Here is a 25431-nt window from a genome sequence, read left to right as displayed (position 1 = left end):
GGCTATTCAGCGTGAAGATTCAAGTCTGAAACGATTTTTTCAGGCGACTGGTAGCTCACCTCTATCTGCTGGCCGTTGCTGACCCGCCGCAAGCCCTCGAGGAGTATCTTTTCACCGTCCTGCAAACCATCCTTGACGATATACAAATGCGGAAGCTCGGCATCGATATGCACTAGCCGCTGCTCGAGCTTGTTATCCTTGTTCACGACGTACACATAGACCTTGTCGAGAATCTCGAACGTCGCCTTTTGCGGGATGAGCATGGCATTGGGATAGGGAATCTCCATCAGGATATTGCCGGTCTGGCCATGCCTGAGGAGCTTGTTAGGATTGGGAAAGGTGGCCCGGAACTCGATATTGCCGGTCTTGTTGTCAAAATCCGCCTCAACCGTCTCGACATAGCCGTCCTGGTCAAACACCTTGCCGTTGGCCATTTTCAGCCTGACCTTGACCGGAGACTGGCCGCTCTTGCTTTCAACATAGTCCAGGTATTCGGCTTCCGGCACATTGAAATACACCCACATCTTGCTGACATCCGACAATGTCGTCAGCAGGTCTCCCTCGTCGACCAGGCTGCCGTTCCTCACATTAAGGTGGTCCATGATCCCGGGAAACGGCGCCTTGATATTAGTGAAGCTCAAATGCGTTTCCGCAAGGTTCACCTCGGCATTGGCCTTGTCCAGCTTCGCTTTTGCCACTGCCAACTCATTCGGGGAGACGATATTCTTCTCCGTCAACGCCTTGGTATTCTGATACTCGATTAGCACCATGTCGGCCTCGGCTTTCGATTTCAGCAACTCTGCCTGGTAGATATTCGGCATGATCTTGAACATGGGCTGCCCCTCGGAGACTTTCTGCCCTTCGTCCACATAGATATTTTGCAAATAGCCCCGCTCAAGGGCCCTTATCTCGATATGCCGGATGGCATGTATCTGGGAAACGTACTCCCTGGTAATGGAAGTATCCCTGCGCAGGGGACTGGTCACTTCAAGCTTGAGAGCCTCTTCATGCTTGGACTCTTCCTGCTGGTGGCAACCACTTAACAGCACTACTAAAACACTGACGACGACAGAAAATTTATTGGCCATGGGATTAATACTTCTCAAGTAAAGGAAAATCTTTTTACTTTCCAGGCATCCAGCATGAATCCGGAAGCCAGCCTCAAGGACTGGAGAGCGAGACCATTAGGGACGACAGGAAAGGCGACTTCGCCTTGAGCTTCTGCCAATCGTTGCGAGTATTTTTGGAAATGCGATCTCTAGCCAGGTTGCCGCGTCGAATTCAAGAGCGCACGACCCACCATTGGCTAAAGGTAAATAGCCAACCGATGTTATGAATAACGAGGAACTAGAGAAAGCGGATATCCAATATCGCAACCACAAGTAACCAAGCGGAAACCGCTTGAATACTGTTGAAAAGCAGCGTGCTTAAAGCGATATGGATTAAAGCGAAGGTGGAGAACGCGGACGGACGTGAGAAAAGAAGGTAGGGCGGGACCTGACCTCATTGCGGACAGGCGCCAATATTGCCGGCACCGGCATAAACAGCATGAATAACGCGCTGAACAACAGCGCGTCTAAAGGAATATCGGCTTGCCAGGGCGGCTCTGCGCCGCCAGAAGAACTCTCTACCTTCGCGATGCGGATAGGGTCCGAACCGTCATAGTATGAAGGACTATCAGAGAACTGCGATGAGAATGCAAATCCAAGTACGGCAAGCAAAACTGTCAGAAACAACAGCTTAGCCTGCAAAGTGACCAATCTTGAATTAGATGCCATAACCAGATGAAATTAAATAAGTTTCAATAAATCTTTGCTATAAAAAATCTATGCCCAACTCGCTTTTTCATACTAGCATGGATGGATTCATGCCCACAATGATGAGTTAGATATGAAGTCAGGCAAAAGTTTCACCGCATATCATAAAAATTTATGAGTCCAGTAATCTTTATTCTAAATGGGCAGAAAATGATAGGTATGGCGATATACGATAAGTCTTTGAGATCGGGCAAATATAAGGTACTCAGGCAAGTTACCCAAAATCACCCCAACAAATAAAAACGCGGCACCTAAATTGCTCTAGGAACCGCGTGGGTATTTGGTGGGCTGTGCGGGGCTCGAACCTGCGACAAACGGATTAAAAGTCCGCTGCTCTACCAACTGAGCTAACAGCCCGGAGATGAATGCTCATCTCGGAAAGCGCGCAATTATGAAGAAAACTGCGCCTGGCGTCAATTGCAGACTGTTAATTTCTTTACTCGGCAATGACTCTGCCCGTAAACATCCATTGATCAACTGCATGAATTGATTAAGTTTCAAACCTCACCGCATGCCAGGAAAACGCCCCTGCATGGCGCGCATCATCTTGCTCATGCCGCCCTTGGAAAACATTTTCATCATTTTCTGCACTTCCTCGAACTGGTTGAGCAAGCGGTTGACTTCCTGCACCTGCACGCCCGAGCCGGCAGCGATGCGGCGCTTGCGGGTAGCCTTGATGATTTCCGGCTTGCGGCGCTCCAGCGGTGTCATGGCGTTGATGATGCCTTCTATGCGACGCAGGGCCTTGTCGCCCGCTTCGTTATTCACCTGGCCGGCCATACCGGCAAGCTGGGCCGGCATTTTATCCATGAGTGCCCCCATGCCGCCCATTTTGCGCATTTGCAGCATCTGCGCCTTGAAGTCGTCAAGGTCGAAGTTTTTACCAGATTTGACCTTGTCTGCCAGTTTCTTGGCTTCATCCAGGTCAACGTTCTTTTGCGCCTGCTCGATCAGTGAGAGCACATCTCCCATGCCCAGCACTCGCGATGCCATGCGTTCCGGGTGGAACAATTCGATGCCATCGACCTTTTCACTGACGCCGATGAACTTGATCGGCTTGCCGGTGACATGACGCACTGACAACGCTGCACCGCCACGTGCATCGCCGTCCAGCTTGGTCAGTACAACGCCGGTAAGCGGCAGGGTTTCGCCAAAGGCGCGCGCGGTGTTGACAGCGTCCTGGCCCTGCATGGCATCGACAACGAACAGGGTTTCTATCGGGTTGAGCAAGCCGTGCAACTGCTGGATTTCCGCCATCATGGCTTCATCAATGCCCAGCCGGCCTGCGGTATCGAAGATCAATACGTCATAGAAGTGGCGCTTGGCGAAATCGAGCGCCTGCGCGGCAATATCGACCGGCTTTTGCGTGGCATTGGAGTCAAAACAGTCCACGTCCAGGCTCTTGGCCAGGGTTTTCAACTGCTCGATCGCGGCAGGACGGTAGACGTCGGCACTGGCAAGCAGGATTTTTTTCTTTTCAGCCTTAAGCAAACGTGCAAGCTTGGCAGAAGTCGTGGTTTTACCCGAACCCTGCAAACCCGCCATCAACACGACCGCCGGGGGATTGGTGGCAAGGTTGAGGCCGGTGTTCTGCTCGCCCATGAGGCGCGTGAGTTCTTCATGCACTACCTGGATCACGGCCTGGCCCGGGGTCAGGCTTTGCAGCACCTCGCGGCCCTGGGCACGCTCCTTGACCTGGTTGATGAACTCCTTGACCACAGGCAAGGCCACATCCGCCTCAAGAAGCGCCATCCGCACTTCGCGCATGGCGTCAGCGATGTTTTCTTCCGTGAGGCGCGCGTGGCCGCGCAGGGTTTTGACGACTTGTTGTAATCTACTACTGAGGTTTTCAAACATGATGAATAGCCGATTAAGCCGCCATGGATATAACGCATGAGTCAGGCGGCTGCATGTTATAGTGTTGTGAATATATGAATTCTAACCCAAGTCATCCCGTATGATTGCGTTTCTGCCTTTTATTACCGCATTGATTTACTTGTTGGTCGCCACCAATTACTGGCGCAGCACCAAGACGCACGGCTCAACCACACAGCCAAGTGCATACTGGCAATCCGGCCTCATCGCTGTCGGGCTAATCCTGCATGGCCTGTCGCTCTATTGCACGCTGTTTTCCCAGGGGCTCAATCTCAGCTTCCCCAATGCGCTTTCAGCCATTTTATGGCTCACGGTGCTGATTTACTGGATCACCAACCTCAGGCACCATTTGCACAGCCTGCAAGCCTTTGTGCTACCTCCCGCGGCATTCTTTGTGCTGCTGCAAGCCTGGCAACCAGAGGCGCATGTCATTCCTTATGCCGAGCAGCCCCTGTTTGTCGCGCATATGGTGATTGCAATGCTGGCCTACAGCCTGCTTACCTTTGCTGCGCTGCACGCATTACTCATGACAGCCGCAGAACGCAAGCTGCACCAGAAGTCCAGCTGGCTCAAGCTGCCGGACTTTCCGCCGCTCATGACCATGGAGACCCTGCTGTTCCGCATCATTACGCTGGGGTTTGCCCTGCTGACACTCACACTGATCAGCGGCATGATGTTTTCCGAGCTGTTGTTCAACCAGCCCATGCAGTTCACACACAAAAATGTGTTCACCATACTTTCGTGGCTGATCTTCGGCGGGCTGCTGTTTGGGCGCTACCGCTATGGCTGGCGCGGCCGCACTGCAGTGCGCTGGACATTGAGCGGTTTTGTGCTGTTGCTGCTGGCTTACGCGGGCAGCAAGTTCGTGCTTGAAGTCCTGCTGCACCGTTAACCGGCCTTAGCGCAGGCTGATCACCGGCCAGCCTGCTTCTTCAGCGTATGTCTTGAGTGTGGCATCAGGATCCACCGCCACTGGCTGGTCCACCAGTTTCATGAGCGGCAGGTCATTGTGCGAGTCGCTGTAGAACCATGTGCTCTCGAAATCATCCAGGGTTTTTCCACGCTCGGCCAGCCATTCATTGAGACGCGTAATCTTCCCCGCCTGGAAACTTGGCGTCCCCACCACCTTGCCCGTAAACTCGCCATCAATTGCCTCTGGCGTGGTACCAATCAGGTGATCAATACCGAACTCTCGCGCAATCGGGCCGGTCACAAAACTATTGGTTGCAGTAATGATCATGAGCAGGTCGCCGTTCTGGCGGTGTTTTTCCACCAGCGCCCGCGCCTTGTCGGTGATCATGGGACGGATTTTCTGCTCCATATATTCGTTATGTAAGGTATCCAGCTCGCTACGCTTATGCTCACTTAATGGTTTTAGCTGAAAATCAAGGAAAGCATAGATATCCAGCCTGCCGGCCTTGTAATCTTCATAAAAAGCAACATTCTTGGCCAGATGCTCATGTTCATTGAGCAGGCCCTTGGCAATCAGGAACTGGCCCCACTGGAAATCACTATCACCAGCCAGAAGGGTGTTATCAAGGTCAAACAGTGCGAGTTGCAAAATGTTTCTCCATCTACGACAAAATTGTTAGAGTCTAGCTTATGAACCTAAAGTACGCGACCTCAAGCATCTTACCGCCCAAGGCATTGCAAAGAAATGAATCTGCCTGACTACCTGATTCCAGCTAGCTGGCAGTGGATTGCCAATGCACTGGCATTGGCGCTGCTTGCCTATGCCGCGATCAGGGCACCCTGGAAGCATTTGAGCAACCCGGCATTGCAGCATGTATTCCTGGGTTCCATCGTTGGCCTCATGGTAATCTGGAGCATCAAGGCCGGCATACGTCCCGGCCTTACCATCCACCTCCTGGGTGCGACAGCACTGGGGCTCATGTTCCGCTGGCAATTAGCACTGCTAGCGCTTGCCGTCGTCCTTGTCAGCATCACGGCATTCGGCATGGCAGGCTGGCAGGCGCTGGGCATCAATTTCCTCATCATGGGCGCCATCCCGGTAGCCTTCAGCTACAACCTGTTCCGCCTGGTAGACAGCAAACTGCCCAATCACTTGATCATCTACATCTTCGTCTGCGGCTTCCTCTGCGCCGGGCTTGCCATCAGCCTGAGTGGGCTGAGCGCAGTGCTGGCCTTAAGCGGCATGCAAGCCTACCCTGCTGATTACCTGCTCAGCAATTATCTGCCTTATTTCATCCTCATCGCTTGGTCCGAAGCTTTACTCACCGGCATGGCAGTCACACTGATGACCGCATTCCGCCCTCACTGGTTGATCACCTTCAGCGACAAACGCTACCTCAAGACCGGGCACTGAAAATGCCAAGCGCATCGAACTGTGCATCACCATTACGAGCAAACGCCCTTGTCCTGACTCCTGATCGTCTTGAGGCAATAAAAAAGGCGCCCTTATTTAAAGAGGCGCCTTGCTGAACCAAACCGTATTAAAGGTGGAAGTCCCCAGCCGCCTCGGGCTGGTAATCAATCTTCAGGATCTTGTACTGTCGCACACCGCGAGGCATGGCCCAGTCAATCACATCGCCGACACGGTAGCCCAGAATAGCGGTTCCCAAGGGAGCCACGACGGAAACACGGTTGGACGAGGCATCGGCATCGGCCGGGAACACTAGGGTGCAATGCATTTCATGGCCGTTCGCCTCGTCGCGCAGCAATACGCGCGAATTCATGGTCACGACATCAGGCGCAACCTCTTCCGAGGCCACCTCATCGCTTCGGGCAAGTTCCTCCTCCAGCTTGGCAAGATTCGTGGTTTCAGGGAAGCCATTCTTGCGTAGCGTTTCTATCATGGCAAACAGACGGTTCATGTCAAAACTCGTGACCTGGATTGCACCTTGCAACATAGGAATTCCTTTACCTTGATTACATTCAATAATTTGGATTAAAGCATTACACCTGCGGGTGGGCCCGCTCGGCATTGGCATGCAGTTTATTGAGGCCGTTCAGATAAGCCTTGGCCGAGGCAATCACAATATCCGTATCCGCCCCCTGGCCATTGACGATGCGCCCGCCCTTGGACAGGCGCACGGTCACCTCGCCCTGCGCGTCGGTACCGCTGGTGATGTTATTGACCGAATAAAGCAGCAACTCGGCACCGCTCGTCACGATCTTTTCTATCGCCTTGAAGGCGGCATCGACCGGTCCGCCGCCATCAGCCTCAGAACGTCGCTCTGTGCCGTTCTCGGTCACAGTGATGATTGCATGCGGAGTCTCGCCTGTTTGCGAAGCGACTTGCAAGTAGGCCAGCTTGAAGCGCTCCTCATTAATAATGTTGTCACCCACCAAAGCCTGGATGTCTTCGTCGAATATTTCGGATTTTTTGTCCGCCAATTCCTTGAAGCGGGCAAATGCGGCATTTAGCGCATCTTCGCTATCCAACGTAATTCCCAGTTCAGTCAGGCGGGTACGGAAGGCGTTACGGCCAGAGAGTTTGCCCAGCGTCAGCTTGTTGGCGCCCCAGCCCACATCCTCCGCCCGCATGATTTCATAGGTTTCGCGGTGCTTGAGCACGCCATCCTGGTGGATGCCGGACTCATGGGCAAAAGCATTGGCGCCGACAATCGCCTTATTCGGCTGCACCGGATAGCCGGTGATGGTCGAAACTAGCTTGGACGTGGTCACAATCTGCGCGGTATCGATGCTGGTATCCAGCTGGAACACATCACGGCGCGTCTTGACCGCCATCACGATCTCTTCCAGGCTGGCATTGCCCGCGCGCTCGCCGAGTCCGTTGATGGTACATTCCACCTGGCGCGCCCCCCCCAATACGGCAGAAAGCGAGTTGGCAACGGCCATACCGAGGTCGTTGTGACAGTGGGTAGACCACACCACCTTATCGGAATTCTTCACGCGCGCGATCAGCTGCGCCATGCGCTCGCCCCATTGCTGCGGCACGGAATAGCCCACGGTATCCGGTACATTAATAGTCGTGGCCCCAGCCTCGATCACGGCATCGAAGACCTGCACCAAAAAATCCATTTCCGAACGCACGGCATCCTCGGCAGAGAATTCCACATCATCGGTATATTCTAGCGCCCACTTCACGGCCTGCACGGCACGCTCCAACACCTGCTCCGGCGTCATGCGCAGTTTGTTCTGCATATGAATCGGGCTGGTGGCAATGAATGTATGGATACGGCGTTTCTTGGCCGGGCTGATCGCCTCGCCCGCACGGCGGATGTCATTCTCGTTGGCGCGCGCCAGGGAACAGACCGTTGATTCGGTAATCACCTCGGCAATGCCGCGAATGGCATCAAAATCCCCAGGGCTTGCCGCTGCAAACCCGGCCTCGATCACATTCACACCCAGCTTTTCCAGCTGGCGCGCAATCCTCAGCTTCTCGTCCTTGGTCATGGCCGCGCCCGGGCTTTGCTCGCCGTCGCGTAAGGTGGTATCGAAAATGATGAGCTGATTCTGTGTCATGGCCTGGATTCCATCAACGTTTTGGGTTTCAAGAGCGGAAGCGTCTCAGTGGAGGTAAATAAACTTTGGGTAGGAAAAAACTAGCGCGGATCGCGCAGCAACAGGCCTGCCATGGCCAGACTGGCCACAGCAACAGGAAAAACCGGATTGTGCCTGAGGGTTTGCATACGTGGTTGAATATAATTCTTTTCCCCCGACAAGGCAAGCCAGAGCCTTGGCGGGCGTACGAATTTAAGGCACGATGGCGACAATGACCAGTCACAGCATAAAGACCAGCATGTCCCACGCCCATACATCATTACGCACCTTCTTTATCCGCGGATTACAAAGCGCATTTTTCCAGAGAATCTCAGTCAGCAACCTGCGCATTACACCGCTGCAACTGCTGTTAATGCTCGCAATCACCACCGCAGCCTCCATACTGATGGGACGCCTTGTCATCATTGGCCCGGCGGAATTCTTCCCCAAGGCATTGCTATGGGGCTGGCTAGTCGTCCTGCTATTGCTATGGCTGTGCTGGTATCTCAGCGATCATGCGCGTGAGCGCGGCCTGCCGGTCCAGGCTGCAGCACTGTTTGCCATCGGCACCGGCCAGGCGTTTGCACTCGACGTATTGAGCACCCTCATTTACATCGTACTGATCCAGCCACAAGGTCTGGACGGATCTATCTGGCACTGGGGACTTTATATCGGCGTGACTATGTGGGCGGCCCTGGCCTTCTGGCTGCTGCTCACGCGCGCCACCCAGGTGCGCGGCAGGTTGATCCTGCTGGCCGGCATATTCGCTTTTGGCGCCCCGCTTATTGTGCATTTCGCCCAGGCCCCGATGTACTGGTTGCCGCAGGAAGAAGAAAGCGCCAGCCTGGAAGATAGCCTGCAACTGTCACAGGAAAAGCTGGAAACCCAATTGCAACTTGCCGGCAAGCAGCGTGCTGCACTCAAGCCGGAACGGCCTGGTGTGGTTGACCTGTTCAGCATCAGCTATGCACCCTATGGCGACGATGAAGTCTTCCTGCGCGAGAGCAGCATGGTCAATGCGGTCATTGAAGAGCGTTTTGATGCCGCTGGCCATATGCAGGAACTGGTCAACCATCCCGCCACAGTGGAAAGCCTGCCCTGGGCCAGCCTGGAAAACCTTGAACGGGCCATCAACCGCGCTGCGGACCTCATGAATACGGAAGAAGATGTACTGTTGGTCTACCTCACCTCCCATGGTGCGCAGAATGGCGAACTCAGCGCCACATTGTGGCCGCTGGAAATGAACATGCTGACCCCGCAAACCCTGAACCTCTGGCTGGACAAGGCAGGCATTAAGCACCGTGTCATCGTGGTATCTGCCTGCTATTCCGGCAGCTGGATAGCGCCCTTGCAGAATGACAACACCTTGATCATGACCGCGGCAGACGCCACCCACACATCATTCGGCTGCGGCAGCGGTTCGGATCTCACCTTCTTTGGCCGCGCCGTGTTTGATGAGGCATTGCGCGAGACATACTCCTTTGAAGAGGCATTCCAGCGTGCAGCGCCGGTGATCCGCGAACGTGAAGAAAAAGCGGGCAAGCCGGATGGATTCTCGAACCCGCAGATTTACGTGGGGGAAAAGATACGCCCCGTGCTGCAGGCATTGCAGCACGGTCGCTAAGAGCCTGTTCACGATCTTTTCATAGGGTACGCATGGCTTCAAAACGTATCCGGTCAAGGCGCAGTCCGCAGGTAATGCTCATTGCCTTGCCAAGGACTGCAACGCAGAGCGGGCGCGTTTTGGGGTCATGCCCTTCGGGTTGCCCCATGAAAAGAGCGTGAACAGGCTCTGAGGCTAGGGTCTGTTCCTAGTCAGCAGGCGGGATATTTTTGGGGAGCCTGGCCTTGCGCTTGCCCCATAGCCACAGCACGTAGCCGGAAATGCCATAGACTAGGAACACGGCAAACAATACTTCGGGCGGACTATAGGAAATCAGTACGAATGCCAGAACGATCAGCAGGATCACCACAAACGGCACGCTCCGACGCAGGTTGATGTCCTTGCCGCTGTAGTAGCGCAAGTCGCTCACCATGGAAAGCCCGGCAAACAAGGTAATTATCCAGGCAACCCACTGCATTTTGACAGCGTCAAAAAACACCTCAGTGCCGCTCACGTGGTTTTCATATGACACCCAGACCAGCCCGGCAAGCAAGGCTGCCGCCGCAGGGCTGGGTAATCCCTGGAAATACCGCTTGTCGCTCTCGTCCAGCTTGGTATTGAACCGTGCCAAACGCAATGCGGCGCCTGCACAGTAGATGAATGCGGCAATCCAGCCCAGCTTGCCCAGGGGTTTCAGGGCCCATACATACACCACCAGCGCCGGCGCCACCCCGAATGACACCATATCCGACAAGCTGTCATATTCGGCGCCAAACGCGCTTTGCGTATTGGTCATGCGCGCCACCCGTCCATCGAGGCCATCCATCACCATAGCGATGAAGATAGCCACCGCAGAATGCTCGAACTTGCCGTTCATGGCCTGCACAATGGCGTAAAACCCGGCAAACAATGCTGCCGTGGTAAACAGGTTGGGCAACAGGTAAATACTGCGCTCGCGCAGGCCAGATTCCATAAACGAGCCATGGCGACGCGGACGGTTGGGAATTTCAGCCATTCCAGGATTTCCTCAGGTGAAATGAGCGGGCAGGATATCTGCGCGCAAAACTGCGCACAGTATAACAAAGCGCATAGGCAGCGCTCCATGCTTATGCATTGTATCCAATAAGCTTTCACATCATACAAACCTCCAGTCCGTGATAGTATCGCGGCTTGAAATTTGGTTCGGCATCATGGAATTTACTCTTCACATACAAGACGGTGCAGCCCGTCGCGGCACCGTAGGCCTTGCCCATGGCGAGGTGCAAACCCCTGCATTCATGCCTGTCGGCACTTACGGCTCGGTCAAGTCGCTTTCCCCGGTTGAAGTGCGCGATACCGGTGCGCATATCCTGCTCGGCAATACCTTTCACCTATGGCTGCGGCCTGGCCTGGAAGTGATCGGCAAATTTGGCGGTTTACACGGCTTCATGGGATGGAATGGCCCCATCCTCACCGATTCCGGCGGCTTCCAGGTATGGAGCCTGGGCGACCTGCGCAAGATCACCGAGGAAGGCGTGCGCTTCCGCTCCCCCATCAACGGCGACAGTTGTTTCCTCACGCCGGAGGAGTCCATGCGCATACAAAAAGTGCTGAACTCCGACATTGTCATGATCTTCGACGAATGCACGCCCTATCCCGCAACGCATATCGAGGCGCGCGACTCCATGCGCCTCAGCCTGCGCTGGGCCGCGCGCAGCAAGGCAGCCCACCAGGGCAACCTCAATGCATTGTTCGGCATCATCCAGGGAGGCATGTATGAAGACCTGCGCGATGAGTCGCTCGCAGGCCTGGCGGACATCGGCTTTGACGGCTATGCCATCGGCGGCCTTTCCGTAGGCGAACCCAAGGAGGATATGCTGCGCATCCTCGCCCATACCACGCCACAGATGCCGCAGGACAAACCGCGTTATCTCATGGGGGTAGGCACGCCGGAAGACTTGGTCGCCGCGGTATCGCATGGCGTGGACATGTTCGACTGCGTGATGCCCACGCGCAATGCGCGCAATGGCTGGCTGTTCACGCGCAATGGCGACATCAAGCTGAAGAATGCGCGGCATCGCCAGGACACGCGCCCGCTGGATGAGGATTGCGCCTGCTACACCTGCCGCAACTTCAGCCGCGCCTATTTGCACCACCTGCACCGTACAGGCGAGATTCTCGGCGCCCGCCTCAACACCATCCACAACCTGCATTACTACCAGGAACTGATGGCCGGCATGCGCCAGGCCATTGAACAAGGCCGGTTTGCCGCATTCACCAGCGAGTTCAAGCTAGGCCGGAAAAAATTGCAACAAGCAGCATAATCAAGCGTATATGCCACACTATGTTAGAATTTTGGGCTAATATTTTGCGCTTCAAGTATTTCACTCATTAATAGTAGAAAGGTTTACCCGTGTTAATTGCCTCCGCTTACGCTGCCGATGCAGCTCAAGCCGCTCCAGACTGGACCAGTTTTCTCCCGCTGATCGTCATCTTCGTGCTGTTCTGGTTCATGCTGATCCGCCCGCAAATGAAACAGGCCAAGGAACAACGCAAACTGATCGAAGCCCTGCAAAAAGGTGACGAAGTCACGACCAGTTCGGGTATCGTCGGCCGCATCACCAAGGTTGGCGAAGGCTATGTCAGCCTGGAAATTGCACCGGAAACCGTGATCACCGTGCAAAAGCACACCGTGCAAACCCTGCTGCCCAAGGGCACCATCAAGGCCCTGTAACATACGCGCCATATACTTGACTCACGATCTTTAACATCACTGAAACACTGAAATGCGAGCTGCTTCATGAACCGCTACCCTTTATGGAAGTACCTGATGGTGCTGGTTGTCGTCCTTGTGGGCCTGTTTTATGCAGCCCCCAACCTGTTTGGCGAATCGCCCGCCGTACAAATTACGGCAGCCAAAACCAATACCAAGGTGGATTCGGCACTGCTGGAAAATACGGAAAACATCCTGAAGCAGGAGAACATCCCGTTTGAAGCGCTGTTCCTCGATGCCACCGGTGTCAAGGTGCGCTTCCCTAATACGGATATCCAGCTCCAGGCCAAGGATGCATTGCAAGCGCGCCTGGGCAAGGACTACGTGATTGCACTCAACCTACTTTCCCGTTCCCCGGAATGGCTGCGCAGCATAGGCGCACGCCCGATGTACCTGGGCCTGGACCTGCGTGGCGGGGTTCACTTCCTGCTGCAAGTCGACATGAAAGCCGCACTGGACCAGGCAGCGGAACGCTACGTGGGTGACTTCCGCAGCGCATTGCGTACCGCTCGCCTCAGCTACCTCGGTGTTTCACGCGATGGCCAAGCCGTCAATGTCCGCTTCAAGGACACGGCTGAACTCAGCAAGGGACAAAGAACCCTGGAAAAAGAATATCCAGACCTCACTTTCCGCAGTTCCGACCGCGGTGGCGACAAGGTGCTCACCGCCGTGCTGAGCGAGCCGGCGAAGAAACGCATCCAGGAGTTCGCCCTCAAACAAAATATCCAGACCCTGCATAACCGTATCAACGAACTCGGCGTTGCCGAACCCGTGATCCAGCAACAAGGCCTGGACCGCGTAGTCGTGCAACTGCCAGGCGTGCAGGATACCGCCAAGGCCAAGGAAATCCTCGGCCGCACTGCAACGCTCGAAATCCGCATGGTAGATGAGGACAAGAGCAATGCCATCACCCTGGAAAATGCATCCAAGGGACAGGTTCCCTTTGGCACTGAGTTCTACACCGACCGTAACGGCATCCCGATGCTGGTCAAGAAGAACGTGATACTCACCGGCGACTACATTACTGATGCCGGTCCGGGCATGGACCAGCAAGGCGGAGGGGCCGTGGTGCACGTCACCCTGGATGGCCGCGGCGCGCGCATCTTCAAACAGGCCACGCGTGAAAATGTCGGCAAGCGCATGGCAATCCTGCTGATCGAGAAAGGCCAGGCAGAAGTCATCACTGCCCCGGTGATCCGCGAAGAAATTGGCGGAGGCCGGGTGCAGATTTCCGGCATGGCCAATACCCAGGAAGCCACTGACGTCGCTTTGCTGCTGCGCGCAGGCGCATTGGCTGCGCCAATGGAAATCATCGAGGAACGCACCGTCGGCCCTAGCATGGGTGAAGCCAATATCGAGCGCGGCATGCATTCCACCCTGTGGGGCTTTGTTGCAATTTCCGTATTCATGATTGCCTACTACATGTTGTTCGGCAGTGTTTCCGTGCTGGCACTGAGCATCAACCTGTTGCTACTGGTTGCCCTGCTCTCCATGCTGCAAGCCACGCTCACATTGCCCGGCATCGCGGCGGTCGCACTGACCCTGGGGATGGCGATCGATGCCAACGTGCTGATTAACGAGCGTATCCGCGAGGAACTGCGCAACGGCAATACGCCACAGGCTTCCATCCATGCCGGTTATGAACGTGCTTTCGGCACCATCCTCGATGCCAACGTCACCACCATGATTGCGGGCCTGGCACTGTTCATGTTCGGCACCGGCCCGGTCAAGGGCTTTGCCGTAGTGCACGTGCTGGGCATCCTGACTTCGATGTTCTCGGCAGTGCTGGTTTCCCGTGCGGTAATCAACCTGATCTATGGCTATCGTCGCAAAATCAGCAAGCTGTCCATAGGCTAAATGTCGATCAACAGGTAACACACTAGAGTAAATATCATGGAATTTTTCAGAATCAAAAAAGATATACCGTTCATGAGCTATGGTCGTCTCACGACCACCATCTCGCTCGTGACTTTCCTGTTGTCGGTATTCTTCCTGGCCACCAAGGGTTTGCACCTGGGCGTGGATTTCACCGGCGGCACCATGATGGAAGTCAGCTACCCGCAGGCAGCCAACCTGGACAGCATCCGCAAGTCAGTGGATGAAATCGGCCTCAAGGATGCCACGGTGCAGAACTTCGGCACCAGCCAGGACGTACTGATCCGCCTGCCGATCAAGCCCGGCCTGTCGACAGCACAGCTTTCCGACCAAGTACTGGATGCATTGTCGAAAGCCGAACCTGCGGTCAAGCTGCACCGTGTCGAATTTGTCGGTCCGCAAGTCGGGCAGGAGCTTTATGACAAGGGCGCGCTCGCCATGCTGTTTGTCTGTGTCGGCATCATGGCCTATCTTGCAATGCGCTTTGAATGGCGTTTTGCCGTGGCTGCCGTGATTGCCAACATGCACGACGTGATCATCATTCTCGGCTTCTTTGCCTTCTTCCAGTGGGAATTCAACCTAACCGTGCTCGCCGCGGTACTAGCCGTGCTGGGTTATTCGGTGAACGAATCCGTGGTGGTATTTGACCGCGTACGCGAGAACTTCCGCAAGATGCGCAAGGCCAGCGTACCTGATGTGATCAACAACGCGATCACCCGCACCATGTCGCGCACCATCATTACCCACTTCTCGACCGAACTGATGGTGCTATCCATGCTGTTCTTCGGCGGCGAGGTATTGCATAACTTTGCCCTGGCGCTGACCATCGGCATCCTGTTCGGCATTTACTCCTCGGTCCTGGTGGCCAGCCCGATTGCCATGTACCTGGGCGTATCCCGCGAAAACCTGATCGGCGGTGAAAAGAAACCCGAGGCAGAAGAAGTGCTGCCTTGACAAAGCTGGCGCTTCGCGCCGAAACTAGCGGTATCTATTTCATCGATTGATACCGTTGGACAGTTCCTTACTATGGCAGCTGGGCATTCTTGCCCTGCTGCTGTTTGCTTCCGCTTTTTTCTCCATGGCCGAAACCAGCCTGTTGATGCTCAACCGGCACCGGCTCACCATCCTCGCCAAAGAAGGCCTGCGCAGCGCCAAGTTTGCCACCCGGCTGCTGAATGAACGCGAACAGTTTCTCGGCGCCATCCTGCTCGGCAACACGCTGGCCAATGCCGCCGCCGCGACACTGGCCGCCTTCATCAGCATCCGCCTGTTCAATCTCGGCGAGCTGTTGATGCCGGTTTCCACCGTGCTCATTACCTTTGCCATCCTGGTATTCAGCGAAATCACCCCCAAGGTGATTGCAGCGCGACATGCCGAACCCTTGGCGCTCGCCTTCAGCTATGTGCTGCTGCCTCTTGTTAAACTGGGCTATCCCTTGATCTGGCTAGCCAATCTCTGCGCCAACAGCCTGTTGCGCCTGCTGGGCATGAAGGTGAGCTTCACCGAGAGCAACCACACCACCAGCATAGAAGAACTGCGCAGCATCTTTAGTGAAACGACCAGCCCGATTCCGCAGAAACACCGTGAAGTGCTGCTCAACCTGCTGGAGCTGGAACAGACCACCGTGGATGAAATCATGACGGTGCATACCCAGCTCGAGATCATCGATTTTGAAGCGCCCATGGAGGAAATTCTCCAGCAGGTCACCGATAGCCAGCATTCCCGCCTGCCGGTGCGCAAAGGCCCCAATGAGGAAATCATCGGCATGCTGCGCATCCGTGCCATCATGAATGCCTTGCGCAAACAGGAGCTCAGCCAGCGCCTGTTGATCCAGCATATGGAAGCGCCTTATTTCATCCCTTCGGGAACACCGGTCTATACCCAGATGCAGGAGTTCAAGCAATGCCAGCAACGTATCGCCCTGGTGGTGGATGAATATGGTGAACTCAAGGGCCTGATCACACTCGAAGATATCATCAAGGCCATCATCGGTGATTTCACCAGTGAAACGACGGAACAGCAGCAGAGTTACCGCAAGGAAGATAGAGGCAGTTGGCTGGTGGATGCCAGCAACAGCCTGCGTGATATCAACAAAAAGCTCGGCATTGCACTGCCTGTTGATGGGCCGCGCACACTTAACGGGTTAATTGTCGAATATTTCGAGGATATTCCCGAATCCGGAATAGGCCTGAAAATCGGCGATTGCAAGCTGGAAATCGTTAAAACCCAGGATCGCGCTGTAAAAACTGTAAGAATTCATCCGTAATAGTCATTGCATGGCAAAAATCTTGCATGTAAAACTATGCAGCCGGTAATAACCCTACTCAATTCAGACTTGAAAATTTCTGCATTCGGCTCAAAATAGATCAAACGTATGGCTAGCATCAAACATCAGGACAATATCGTTGAGAAGGTAGGCAACGCAAAAACCAAGCCTCCCTCGATGTACAAGGTCATTCTGCTGAATGATGACTACACGCCCATGGAGTTCGTGGTGGATGTCATGCAGCGCTTTTTTCAGAAAAACCGTGAACAAGCGACGCAAATCATGCTCCAAGTACATACCGAGGGCGCGGGCGTATGCGGTGTATATCCGCACGGCATCGCCGAGACCAAGGTAAACCAAGTTATTAGTTATGCCCGTGAGCACCAGCACCCGCTGCAATGCACGATGGAAGAAGCCTGAAGAAAGCTGAGGAAGCTTAAATGATTGCGCAAGAACTTGAAGTATCTTTACACATGGCATTCATGGATGCCCGGCAGAAGCGCCACGAGCTTATCACCGTGGAGCACCTGCTGCTTGCCATGATCGACAACCCGACCGCGGCGGATGTCCTACGCTCGTGCGGGGCCAACCTCGACAACCTGCGCAGCGAACTCAATAACTACATTGAAGAACACACTCCTACCGTCGAAGGCAGCGAGGAAGTAGACACGCAGCCTACGCTAGGCTTTCAACGCGTCATTCAGCGCGCCATCCTCCATGTGCAGTCTTCCGGCAAAAAGGAAGTCACCGGCGCCAACGTGCTGGTTGCCATTTATGGCGAAAAGGATTCCCACGCGGTATTCTTCCTGCATCAGCAAGGCATTACCCGCCTGGATATCGTCAATTATATTTCCCATGGCGTGGCCAAGGTGGCCGACGGCAGCAGCGCCAAGCGCCCTGAAGCCGAGCAGGAAGCTGAAACCGAGGCTTCTCCGGCAAGCGCCCTGGAAAACTATACGCAGAACCTCAACCAGCAAGTGCTGGCAGGCAAGATCGATCCATTGATCGGCCGTGCCCAGGAACTGGAACGCGTGATCCAGACATTGTGCCGCCGCCGCAAGAACAACCCATTACTGGTTGGCGAAGCCGGCGTTGGCAAGACCGCCATTGCCGAAGGCCTGGCACGCCGCATCGTGGAGGGCAATGTACCCGAGGTGCTTGAAAACGCCGTGATCTATTCGCTGGACATGGGCGCTTTGCTGGCCGGTACCAAATACCGCGGCGACTTCGAGCAACGCCTCAAGGCCGTGATGAAAAAGCTGGCCGAACAGCCGGACGCCGTCCTGTTCATCGATGAAATCCACACCCTGATCGGCGCCGGTGCAGCCAGCGGTGGCACCCTGGACGCCTCCAACCTGTTGAAGCCCGCGCTTTCCAACGGCTCCCTCAAGTGCATAGGCGCGACTACCTACCAGGAATTCCGCGGAATCTTCGAGAAAGATCATGCTTTGTCACGCCGCTTCCAGAAGGTGGATGTGGTCGAGCCCAGCGTCTCCGAAACTGTGGAAATCCTTAAGGGTCTCAAATCACGCTTCGAGAAGCACCACAGCGTGAAATACACCGCGTCCGCGCTGAATACCGCTGCTGAGCTGTCAGCACGCTACATCAATGACCGCCACCTGCCGGACAAGGCCATCGACGTGATCGACGAAGCGGGCGCGGCCCAACGCATACTGCCGAAATCCAAGCAGAAGAAGGTGATCGGCAACAAGGAGATCGAGGACATCATCGCCAAGATAGCGAGAATTCCGCCCAAGAATATCTCCACCGACGACCGCAATGCGCTCAAGACGCTGGAGCGCGACCTCAAGGCCACCGTATTCGGCCAGGACAAGGCCATTGAAGCATTGGCTGCCGCCATCAAGATGGCGCGTAGTGGGCTGGGCAGTGGAAACAAGCCGATCGGCTCTTTCCTGTTCTCAGGCCCGACCGGCGTCGGCAAGACCGAAGTCGCCCGCCAGCTCGCTTATACATTAGGCGTGGAGCTAATCCGTTTCGACATGTCAGAATATATGGAGCGCCATGCGGTATCACGCCTGATCGGCGCGCCTCCGGGTTATGTTGGATTCGAGCAGGGTGGCCTATTGACGGAAGCCATCACCAAGACGCCCTATTGCGTATTGCTACTCGATGAGATCGAGAAGGCCCATCCCGACATCTTCAATATTCTGTTGCAGGTGATGGACCATGGCACGCTGACCGACAACAATGGCCGCAAGGCGGACTTCCGCAACGTCACCATCATCATGACCACCAATGCCGGCGCGGAAGCGATCAACAAGACCAGCATAGGCTTCACGCTGGGTAGCAACTCTGGCGATGAAATGGCCGATATCAAGCGCCTGTTCAGCCCTGAGTTCCGTAACCGCCTGGATGCCACTGTGTCGTTTGCGCCGCTTTCGCAGGACATCATCATGCGCGTGGTGGACAAGTTCCTCATGCAACTCGAAGACCAGTTGCACGAGAAGAAAGTGGAAGCCACCTTCAGCGATGCGCTTAAGGCCTACCTGGGCAAGAAGGGCTTCGACCCGCTCATGGGCGCCCGTCCGATGTCACGACTGATTCAGGACACGATCCGCCGCGCATTGGCTGATGAACTGCTGTTCGGCAAGCTCGCCAACGGCGGCCGCGTCCATGTGGATATCGACAAGGACGACAACATCAAGCTGAGCTTTGATGAAGCTGCCAAGCCAGAGGGCAAACCCACGCTGGAAGCCGACGTAGCCGGCTGAAGTCAAACCAGGCAAGTGCCTCGAAAACGCCGCCTTGCGCGGCGTTTTTTATGTTGGCAACTCTTCGTAGACCGGGTGTTTTTGCATGATGGCGGCAAAGCGCTCGCTCACCAACCATTGTTGCAACCAGGCTCTCAGTTGGGGATAAGGTGCCGCCGCGAACCAGGCTGGATCCACCATGGAAAACTGGCGCACAAACGGGAAAATCGCCACATCGACCAAACTCGCATGGTTGGACACCAAATAGGCCTGCCGCAGCAACCTTGTTTCCAGTGGCTGCAGAAACACCTCCCCTTGCGCACGATAAGCCGCCGGAGGCTGCTCGGGAAAACGGGTTGCATACTTGTATTGATCCAGCGCACGCTTGAATGCGCCGTCATTTAAATCAATCAGGCTTTCTGCCTGGGCCAGTTGCGCGGCATCGCCCAACCAGCCATCGGGATCATGCTGTTGTAACGCCCAGTACATGATGTCCAGGCTCTCATCAATCACCTTGCCATCCGGCAGCACCAATACCGGCACCGTTCCCTTAGGTGCTGCCTGCAACATATGCACAGGCTTTGCCTTGAGCGCAATCTCGCGGATTTCCACCGCAATACCAGCATAGTGCAATGCCATACGCGCACGCATGGCATAAGGACAGCGCCGGTAAGAATAGAGGACAGGCAAGCTCACTGGGTCAGCCCAGCTTGCGGCACACTTCGTCGATCAGCACCGGACCACGATATACCAGGCCGCTGTATAGCTGGACCAGGCTGGCGCCTGCCTCGACCTTGGCTAGAGCATCGTCATCGCTCAAGATGCCGCCGACACCAATGATGGGCAAGGCACCCGCAAGATGCGTTGCCAGGGATTTGATTACCGCCGTGGAGCGATCACGCACCGGCGCACCGGACAAGCCGCCTGCCTCTTCCGCATGCGGCAATCCTTGCACCGCATCGCGCGCAAGCGTGGTATTGGTCGCAACCACACCATCAAACCGGTATTGCATTAACAACCCAGCAATATCGGCAATCTGCGTTTCATCCAGATCGGGAGCAATCTTGAGCGCAATCGGCACATACTTGCCATGCTGGTCTGCCAGCACCTGCTGCTCTGCCTTCAATGCCAGCAACAGTGCCGCCAACGCTTCTTTTTCCTGCAAGGCGCGCAGGTTCTTGGTATTAGGCGAGGAAATATTCACCGTCACATAGTGCGCATGCGCATAGACCTTGCGCAGACAATGCAGGTAGTCATCCACTGCGCGCTCGTTGGGGGTATCAAAGTTCTTACCAATATTAATGCCCAGAATGCCCTGGTATTTCGCCGCCTCGACATTGCGCAACAACGCATCCACGCCCAGGTTGTTGAATCCAAATCGATTGATGATTCCCTGCGCCTCCGGAATGCGGAACATGCGCGGCTTGAGGTTGCCAGGTTGCGGACGTGGCGTAATAGTGCCGATCTCGATGAAACCAAACCCAAGCCCGGCCAACGCATCAATATAAGCACCGTTTTTATCCAACCCGGCTGCCAGTCCTACCGGGTTAGGGAAATCAATGCCCATCACTTGACGCGGACGGCATCTCGATGGCCGTGGATACAGGTTCAGAAGGCCAGAACGCTCCAGCCGCTTTAGGTTCTTGAGGGTAAAGTCATGGGCCCGTTCAGCATCAAGCTTGAAGAGCCAGGGTTTGGCGATGGAATAAAGCATGCATGGATTTTACCGGAAAACCCACGCATACTCACTGACTATGCGGCTGAAAAAGCGCGGCCAACCAATATGGATGCTGCCCAGATAAAGCCAGCCGTGGTCACGATAAAGCTCAATCCGGTGTAGACCTTGACCCACAAGGCTTGCCAGAAATCAGGCTTGAATGCGGCTATTACAAAAACCCCTGGATTGGTGAAGCCGCCAATTGCAATCAGCCAACAGGCCAACACCGGAATTTCCACATTGGCAGCCTTGGCAGCTGCATAAAATCCCAGGCAGTAAAGCGACATCAACACAAAATCAATGTGTGCCTTGATCAGGACGCCATAATCCTTGACGAAACCGCCATCTACACCAGGCACGATGAACCAGCGTGCAAATGTCCCCAGCCAAGCCATCATCAGCACCGCAATGATCATTCCACCTGCTGCTCCCAATAAGACTTCCATGACTTTCTCCTAAAATTTATCTTTATATAAATATACAATTTCGTATATGAATAATTTCAACCTGGCGGCTGTAGGAACTGAAGTATTTCAGCACACTTCTGCTCATCAACCTGATGCCAGATTTTTCCTGCAGGCAACACCCTTGCATTGGGGCCTTTCTGGCAATAGAGCAAACAATTAACCGACTGAACAGAACACTCTAGCCCAGAATCAATTACTAATTGCTGTAGCCTTTCCAACAACAGCTTGCCTCCCTTGGCACCACAACTTTCACCAGGGCCACTCCTATGCATGACGCATACCTGTAATTTATTCATGGCATAAATATATACAGATCTGTATATTAATGTCAACAGATACCCATCAAGTAGAAACTCGCATGAAAGCAATAGGCAACAAAAAAGGCACCCTAAGGTGCCTTTCATAAAGGGCATTGCTACCTGAGCTTCAACATTCCAGCACAACCACCTGTTCAGACAGCCGCACCATACGCTCCACGTTTGTCACCCAGACGATACCGTCACCCACCTGTCCGGTATGGCCGACCTCGACCACCACCTGCAGAATCCCCTCAACCAGCTCATCCGGGCAGACGATTTCTATACGCACCTTGGGGCTATAGTCCGTCAGTTCTTCCCGGATTCCCAGGGTCGGTCGCGCCACATGATGGCCGCACCCTTCCACCTTGCTCACGGTCATACCGGGAAAATCCTTGATATTACGTAGCGCAGAGCGGATTTTGGGCAGGCGCTGCGGAGGTATTATTGCCTTTATCTCTTTCATATCGATTCCTTGCCATCAGGCCTCTATGCGTTTTTCTTCAAATTTCCGATACAGTGTCGGCACCACCACCAGGGTCAGCAGCGTGGAAGTGATCAGGCCACCAATCACCACAATTGCCAGCGGACGCTGGATCTCCGAACCCGGGCCAGTCGCGAACAGGAACGGCACCAGCGCCAGCATGGCGACCGTTGCCGTCATCATGACCGGACGGAAACGCTGGGTGCACCCCTTGATGATGGCGTCGTTCTGGCTCATGCCCTCATCCCGCAGGCTGCGGATATAGGATACCAGCACCACGCCATTCAGCACGGCAATCCCCCACAGCGCGATAAACCCGACCGAGGCTGGCACCGAGAGATATTCGCCGGTCAGGAACAGGGCGATGATCCCGCCAATGGAGGCAAACGGCAGCACCATGATGATCATTGTGGCATAACGCACCGAGTTGAACAGGAGGAACAACAGGAAGAAGATCGCCCCTACCGTGACCGGGATAATCACCATGAGGTGGCCCATCGCACGTTCCATGTTCTGGAACTGGCCGCCAAACTCCAGGTAATAGCCTTCAGGCAGCTTGAGCTGCTTGGTCAGCACCTGCTGCAACTCGGCGACAAAGCCACCCAGGTCCCTGTCCTTGACGTTGATCCCGACCACCACGCGGCGCTTGGCCAGTTCGCGGCTGATCTGCGCAGGGCCATCGCGCACTTCAATATTGGCAAGGTCGCGCAAGGCCACGCGTGAACCATTGGGCGAGGTAATCAGAATGTTGCTGATGGCCTCGATATTGTCGCGGAAACCCTCTGGATAACGCACGGCAGCACTGAAGCGACGCTGTCCTTCATAGATTTCCGTCGCAATCTTGCCGCCAATCGCAGTCTCGATCACGTCATGCACATCCGAGGCATTGATGCCGTGGCGGGCAATGGCATGCCGGTCGACCGTGATGTTCAGGTATTGCTGGCCGGAGACCTTTTCCACCTTGATCTCGGTTGCGCCCTGGACACCGCCGGCAATGCGCGAAATTTCATCCGCCTTGGCCTTGAGCAAGTCCATGTCCTCGCCGAACACCTTGACGGCAACATCTGCGCGCACCCCGGTGAGGAGTTCATCGACCCGGTCAGAGATAGGCTGGGCCATCACGATCTGCACCCCAGGCAAGGACTCTTCCAACACAGTACGCATTTTTTCCGCGATATCGTCCTGGTTCCAGCCTTTGGGCCATTCCTCGCGTGGCTTGAGGCTGATGATGGGGGTTGATTCGTTCTGCGCCTGCGGATCAGCCGGGCTCTCGCCGCGGCCGACGCCGGAAACTGCCGACTTCACGCCAGGCACTTTTTCCATAATGAGGCGCATCGCGTCATTTTCCATCTTGATGGACTCTTCAAGGGAAATGTTGGGAACGCGGTTGATACCCGGCACGATGGAGCCTTCCCTCATTTCAGGAATGAATGAAGTCCCCAGGAAAGGGACGATCAGAATCGTGACAATGAACAATGCCGAGGCGGCAATAATCGTCGTCTTGTCATGATTGAGCGCCCAGTTGAGCATGCGCAGATAAGGCCGCTTGATGGCCTGTATCAGGCGCGTATCTTCACCGCTACCGCCCTTGAGAATGTAGGAACACAGCACAGGCGACAACGTGAGTGAAATCACCAGCGAGATGAACAGCGCAATGGCAATGGTCAACGCCAGCGGTGCGAACATCTTGCCTTCCATGCCCTGCAGCGTCATCAAGGGCAAGAACACAAGAATGATCACCCCGACGCCGAACAGCACAGGCGTCCCCACTTCGGCTGCGGCCTCCAGCACCACGCGCACCTTGCTCTCGCCGGGCCGGTGTCCCAGGTGGTGAAATGCGTTTTCCACCACCACCACCGAGCCATCCACCATAAGGCCGATGGCAATCGCCAGGCCACCCAATGACATCAGGTTGGCGGAAATGCCGTAATGGTTCATGGCCATGAAGGTAATCAATGGCGTCAGGATCAACGTGGACACCACGATCAGGCTGGAGCGCACATCACCCAGGAACAGGAACAGGACGATCACCACTAGGATAATGCCCTCGATCAGCACCTTGGTCACGGTATACAAGGCAGCATCCACCAGCTCGCTGCGGTCATAGTAGGGCACTATCTGCAAACCGCCAGGCAGCATGCCCTGCTCGTTGATTTCCTTGACCCGTTCCTTGACCCGGCTTACCACCTCCTTGGCATTGCCGCCGCGCATCATGATGACAATGCCGCCCACGGATTCGGTATAGCCGTTCTTGACCACCGCGCCCACGCGCACTTCATGGCCGATCTGTACCTCGGCCACGTCGCGCATGTAGACCGGCACACCATTCTGCTCCTTAAGCACGATATTGCGGATATCGTCGAGATCCTGGATCAGGCCGACGCCACGGATCAGGTACTGCTCGGCATAATGCGGCAGCACACCGCCACCGCTATTGGCATTGTTGCGCGCCAGCGCCATGTAGATATCTTGCAACTTGAGGCCGTAATGACTCATGCGGTCGGGATTCACCAAGGCCTGGTATTGCTTGACATACCCGCCCTGCGAGTTGATTTCGGCAATGCCGGGAATACCGCGCAGCAAGGGACGGACCACCCAGTCCTGGATCGAGCGCCGCTCGGTCAGTTCCTCGCGCGACAACTCCTTTTCTCCATCGCTCGGTTTTTCCAATGTGAACTGGTAAACCTCGCCCAGACCGGTTGCCACCGGACCAAGAATAGGCGTCACGCCTTCCGGCATACGCTCCATCACCTCCATCAAACGCTCCATCACCAACTGGCGCGCAAAATAGACATCGGTCTTGTCCGAGAACACCAGCGTGATCAGCGACAAGCCATTGCGGTTCATGGAACGCATTTCTTCCAGCCCGGGCAGGCCGGTCATGGCGATTTCCAGCGGCACGGCAATAAAGCGCTCCACCTCTTCCGGCGAGCGTCCGGGGGCCTGGGTTGCAATCAGCACCTGCACATTGGTGACATCGGGGAATGCATCCACCGAGAGTTTTTTGAGAGCAAATGCCCCCGCAGCCATCAAGGCCAGCGCCACGACAATCACTATCAGGCGCTGCTTGAGGGCAGCTCTAATCAGGGATTCAATCATGG

At 55.2% G+C, this 25431-nt stretch carries 22 protein-coding genes and 1 tRNA gene; 10 read left to right on the top strand and 13 right to left on the bottom strand.

What is annotated here, in order from left to right:
• Positions 1–2: 2 nt before the first annotated feature.
• The 4 genes from LG198_RS11305 to ffh form a co-directional block, all read right to left on the bottom strand.
• Positions 3–1088 (bottom strand): efflux RND transporter periplasmic adaptor subunit, encoded by a 1086-nt coding sequence (locus tag LG198_RS11305; RefSeq protein WP_230343290.1) that lies wholly within the window; start codon positions 1086–1088, stop codon positions 3–5.
• Between the two features lie 354 nt (positions 1089–1442).
• Positions 1443–1736: a hypothetical protein gene (locus tag LG198_RS11300; protein ID WP_230343289.1), complete on the bottom strand. Its 294-nt coding sequence runs from the start codon at positions 1734–1736 to the stop codon at positions 1443–1445.
• A 362-nt stretch (positions 1737–2098) separates the two neighbouring features.
• Positions 2099–2174, bottom strand: a tRNA-Lys gene (locus LG198_RS11295).
• Between the two features lie 147 nt (positions 2175–2321).
• Positions 2322–3674, bottom strand: coding sequence for a signal recognition particle protein (ffh, locus tag LG198_RS11290; protein ID WP_230343288.1), 1353 nt, complete (start codon positions 3672–3674; stop codon positions 2322–2324).
• Positions 3675–3774: 100 nt separating this feature from the next.
• Between ffh and LG198_RS11285 the strand changes: the two genes are divergently transcribed.
• Positions 3775–4584 (top strand): cytochrome C assembly family protein, encoded by an 810-nt coding sequence (locus LG198_RS11285; RefSeq protein WP_230343287.1) that lies wholly within the window; start codon positions 3775–3777, stop codon positions 4582–4584.
• Positions 4585–4590: 6 nt separating this feature from the next.
• Here the strand turns inward: LG198_RS11285 and LG198_RS11280 are convergent, their stop codons facing one another.
• On the bottom strand, positions 4591–5253 hold the full coding sequence (locus LG198_RS11280; protein WP_230343286.1) for a histidinol-phosphatase: 663 nt from the start codon (positions 5251–5253) through the stop codon (positions 4591–4593).
• 96 nt (positions 5254–5349) lie between these two features.
• Between LG198_RS11280 and LG198_RS11275 the strand changes: the two genes are divergently transcribed.
• Positions 5350–6018 (top strand): energy-coupling factor ABC transporter permease, encoded by a 669-nt coding sequence (locus tag LG198_RS11275; protein ID WP_230343285.1) that lies wholly within the window; start codon positions 5350–5352, stop codon positions 6016–6018.
• A 127-nt stretch (positions 6019–6145) separates the two neighbouring features.
• On the opposite strand, the gene rnk is transcribed toward LG198_RS11275, so the two are convergent.
• Together rnk and LG198_RS11265 are read right to left on the bottom strand one after the other, a co-directional pair.
• Positions 6146–6562, bottom strand: a complete 417-nt coding sequence (rnk, locus tag LG198_RS11270) for a nucleoside diphosphate kinase regulator (protein ID WP_230343284.1) — start codon at positions 6560–6562, stop codon at positions 6146–6148.
• A 46-nt stretch (positions 6563–6608) separates the two neighbouring features.
• The gene (locus LG198_RS11265; RefSeq protein WP_230343283.1) at positions 6609–8141 is read right to left on the bottom strand and encodes a 2-isopropylmalate synthase; all 1533 of its coding nucleotides are present in this window, start codon (positions 8139–8141) and stop codon (positions 6609–6611) included.
• A 277-nt stretch (positions 8142–8418) separates the two neighbouring features.
• Here LG198_RS11265 and LG198_RS11260 point away from each other — a divergent pair, with 277 nt between their 5' ends.
• Complete coding sequence (locus LG198_RS11260) at positions 8419–9783, top strand: C13 family peptidase (RefSeq protein WP_230343282.1); 1365 nt, start codon at positions 8419–8421, stop codon at positions 9781–9783.
• Positions 9784–9970: 187 nt separating this feature from the next.
• Here LG198_RS11260 and pssA read toward each other — a convergent pair whose 3' ends face one another.
• Positions 9971–10777, bottom strand: coding sequence for a CDP-diacylglycerol--serine O-phosphatidyltransferase (pssA, locus tag LG198_RS11255; RefSeq protein WP_230343281.1), 807 nt, complete (start codon positions 10775–10777; stop codon positions 9971–9973).
• 175 nt (positions 10778–10952) lie between these two features.
• Between pssA and tgt the strand changes: the two genes are divergently transcribed.
• The 7 genes from tgt to clpA all read left to right on the top strand — a co-directional run bounded on the left by tgt (position 10953) and on the right by clpA (position 19387).
• Positions 10953–12065 (top strand): tRNA guanosine(34) transglycosylase Tgt, encoded by a 1113-nt coding sequence (gene tgt / locus LG198_RS11250; RefSeq protein WP_230343280.1) that lies wholly within the window; start codon positions 10953–10955, stop codon positions 12063–12065.
• An 89-nt stretch (positions 12066–12154) separates the two neighbouring features.
• On the top strand, positions 12155–12475 hold the full coding sequence (yajC, locus tag LG198_RS11245) for a preprotein translocase subunit YajC (RefSeq protein WP_230343279.1): 321 nt from the start codon (positions 12155–12157) through the stop codon (positions 12473–12475).
• A 66-nt stretch (positions 12476–12541) separates the two neighbouring features.
• Positions 12542–14371, top strand: coding sequence for a protein translocase subunit SecD (gene secD, locus LG198_RS11240; protein ID WP_230343278.1), 1830 nt, complete (start codon positions 12542–12544; stop codon positions 14369–14371).
• 36 nt (positions 14372–14407) lie between these two features.
• Complete coding sequence (secF, locus tag LG198_RS11235; protein WP_230343277.1) at positions 14408–15343, top strand: protein translocase subunit SecF; 936 nt, start codon at positions 14408–14410, stop codon at positions 15341–15343.
• 46 nt (positions 15344–15389) lie between these two features.
• A complete protein-coding gene (locus LG198_RS11230; RefSeq protein WP_407659192.1) occupies positions 15390–16655 on the top strand; it encodes an HlyC/CorC family transporter in 1266 nt (421 codons plus the stop codon).
• Between the two features lie 108 nt (positions 16656–16763).
• Positions 16764–17075 carry an ATP-dependent Clp protease adapter ClpS gene (gene clpS, locus LG198_RS11225; RefSeq protein WP_230343275.1) on the top strand — a complete coding sequence of 104 codons (312 nt, stop codon included), beginning with the start codon at positions 16764–16766 and terminating at the stop codon, positions 17073–17075.
• A 20-nt stretch (positions 17076–17095) separates the two neighbouring features.
• Positions 17096–19387 (top strand): ATP-dependent Clp protease ATP-binding subunit ClpA, encoded by a 2292-nt coding sequence (gene clpA / locus LG198_RS11220; RefSeq protein WP_230343274.1) that lies wholly within the window; start codon positions 17096–17098, stop codon positions 19385–19387.
• A 48-nt stretch (positions 19388–19435) separates the two neighbouring features.
• On the opposite strand, the gene LG198_RS11215 is transcribed toward clpA, so the two are convergent.
• From LG198_RS11215 to LG198_RS11195, 5 genes are all read right to left on the bottom strand, one after another.
• Entirely contained in the window at positions 19436–20062 is a 627-nt protein-coding gene (locus LG198_RS11215) for a glutathione S-transferase (RefSeq protein ID WP_230343273.1), read from the bottom strand.
• Between the two features lie 4 nt (positions 20063–20066).
• Entirely contained in the window at positions 20067–21080 is a 1014-nt protein-coding gene (locus tag LG198_RS11210) for a quinone-dependent dihydroorotate dehydrogenase (protein WP_230343272.1), read from the bottom strand.
• Between the two features lie 38 nt (positions 21081–21118).
• On the bottom strand, positions 21119–21529 hold the full coding sequence (locus tag LG198_RS11205) for a hypothetical protein (protein WP_230343271.1): 411 nt from the start codon (positions 21527–21529) through the stop codon (positions 21119–21121).
• 447 nt (positions 21530–21976) lie between these two features.
• Positions 21977–22312, bottom strand: a complete 336-nt coding sequence (locus LG198_RS11200) for a P-II family nitrogen regulator (RefSeq protein WP_230343270.1) — start codon at positions 22310–22312, stop codon at positions 21977–21979.
• Positions 22313–22327: 15 nt separating this feature from the next.
• A complete protein-coding gene (locus tag LG198_RS11195) occupies positions 22328–25429 on the bottom strand; it encodes an efflux RND transporter permease subunit (RefSeq protein WP_230343269.1) in 3102 nt (1033 codons plus the stop codon).
• Positions 25430–25431 lie beyond the last annotated feature (2 nt).

The organism is Methylobacillus arboreus, from assembly GCF_020532725.1.
Classification (GTDB): domain Bacteria; phylum Pseudomonadota; class Gammaproteobacteria; order Burkholderiales; family Methylophilaceae; genus Methylobacillus; species Methylobacillus arboreus.
This window is presented reverse-complemented; position numbering and strand designations above follow the sequence as displayed.